The organism is Pseudarthrobacter sp. GQ63, from assembly GCF_059758765.1.
Map to the genome: position 1 here is coordinate 1 of NZ_JCAXEF010000030.1, position 1784 is coordinate 1784.

The 1784-nt window shown below is 55.4% G+C and carries 1 rRNA gene; it reads left to right on the plus strand.

The features are described from left to right. The first annotated feature begins 182 nt into the window (after positions 1–182). Positions 183–1706 (plus strand): 16S ribosomal RNA (locus AC6CHP_RS20675). Positions 1707–1784 lie beyond the last annotated feature (78 nt).

Consider the following 1784-nt stretch of genomic DNA (forward strand, 5'->3'; position numbering starts at 1 on the left):
TGTGTCTGTTGTTTGAGAACTCAATAGTGTGCCAAGTTTGTTGATACCAATTGTTTTAGTGATTGGTTGAATTGACTGGATCGTCCGCCCCTGTGGGTGGTCTGGTTTTTACAGCTGGTTTCAAATTTTGTGCAGCCTTTTTGTCCCGTTTTCCCGGGGCTGGGGGTTGTGTCTGTTTTACTTCAACGGAGAGTTTGATCCTGGCTCAGGATGAACGCTGGCGGCGTGCTTAACACATGCAAGTCGAACGATGAAGGGAGCTTGCTCCTGGATTAGTGGCGAACGGGTGAGTAACACGTGAGTAACCTGCCCTTAACTCTGGGATAAGCCTGGGAAACTGGGTCTAATACCGGATATGACTCCTCATCGCATGGTGGGGGGTGGAAAGCTTTATTGTGGTTTTGGATGGACTCGCGGCCTATCAGCTTGTTGGTGAGGTAATGGCTTACCAAGGCGACGACGGGTAGCCGGCCTGAGAGGGTGACCGGCCACACTGGGACTGAGACACGGCCCAGACTCCTACGGGAGGCAGCAGTGGGGAATATTGCACAATGGGCGAAAGCCTGATGCAGCGACGCCGCGTGAGGGATGACGGCCTTCGGGTTGTAAACCTCTTTCAGTAGGGAAGAAGCGAAAGTGACGGTACCTGCAGAAGAAGCGCCGGCTAACTACGTGCCAGCAGCCGCGGTAATACGTAGGGCGCAAGCGTTATCCGGAATTATTGGGCGTAAAGAGCTCGTAGGCGGTTTGTCGCGTCTGCCGTGAAAGTCCGGGGCTCAACTCCGGATCTGCGGTGGGTACGGGCAGACTAGAGTGATGTAGGGGAGACTGGAATTCCTGGTGTAGCGGTGAAATGCGCAGATATCAGGAGGAACACCGATGGCGAAGGCAGGTCTCTGGGCATTAACTGACGCTGAGGAGCGAAAGCATGGGGAGCGAACAGGATTAGATACCCTGGTAGTCCATGCCGTAAACGTTGGGCACTAGGTGTGGGGGACATTCCACGTTTTCCGCGCCGTAGCTAACGCATTAAGTGCCCCGCCTGGGGAGTACGGCCGCAAGGCTAAAACTCAAAGGAATTGACGGGGGCCCGCACAAGCGGCGGAGCATGCGGATTAATTCGATGCAACGCGAAGAACCTTACCAAGGCTTGACATGAACCGGTAATACCTGGAGACAGGTGCCCCGCTTGCGGTCGGTTTACAGGTGGTGCATGGTTGTCGTCAGCTCGTGTCGTGAGATGTTGGGTTAAGTCCCGCAACGAGCGCAACCCTCGTTCTATGTTGCCAGCACGTGATGGTGGGGACTCATAGGAGACTGCCGGGGTCAACTCGGAGGAAGGTGGGGACGACGTCAAATCATCATGCCCCTTATGTCTTGGGCTTCACGCATGCTACAATGGCCGGTACAAAGGGTTGCGATACTGTGAGGTGGAGCTAATCCCAAAAAGCCGGTCTCAGTTCGGATTGGGGTCTGCAACTCGACCCCATGAAGTCGGAGTCGCTAGTAATCGCAGATCAGCAACGCTGCGGTGAATACGTTCCCGGGCCTTGTACACACCGCCCGTCAAGTCACGAAAGTTGGTAACACCCGAAGCCGGTGGCCTAACCCCTTGTGGGAGGGAGCTGTCGAAGGTGGGACTGGCGATTGGGACTAAGTCGTAACAAGGTAGCCGTACCGGAAGGTGCGGCTGGATCACCTCCTTTCTAAGGAGCACCTACAGATTGTTCGTACCGTGTATGCGGTGCGGGGGTTTGTCAGGAGTACAGCCCGTTGCGCAGGCG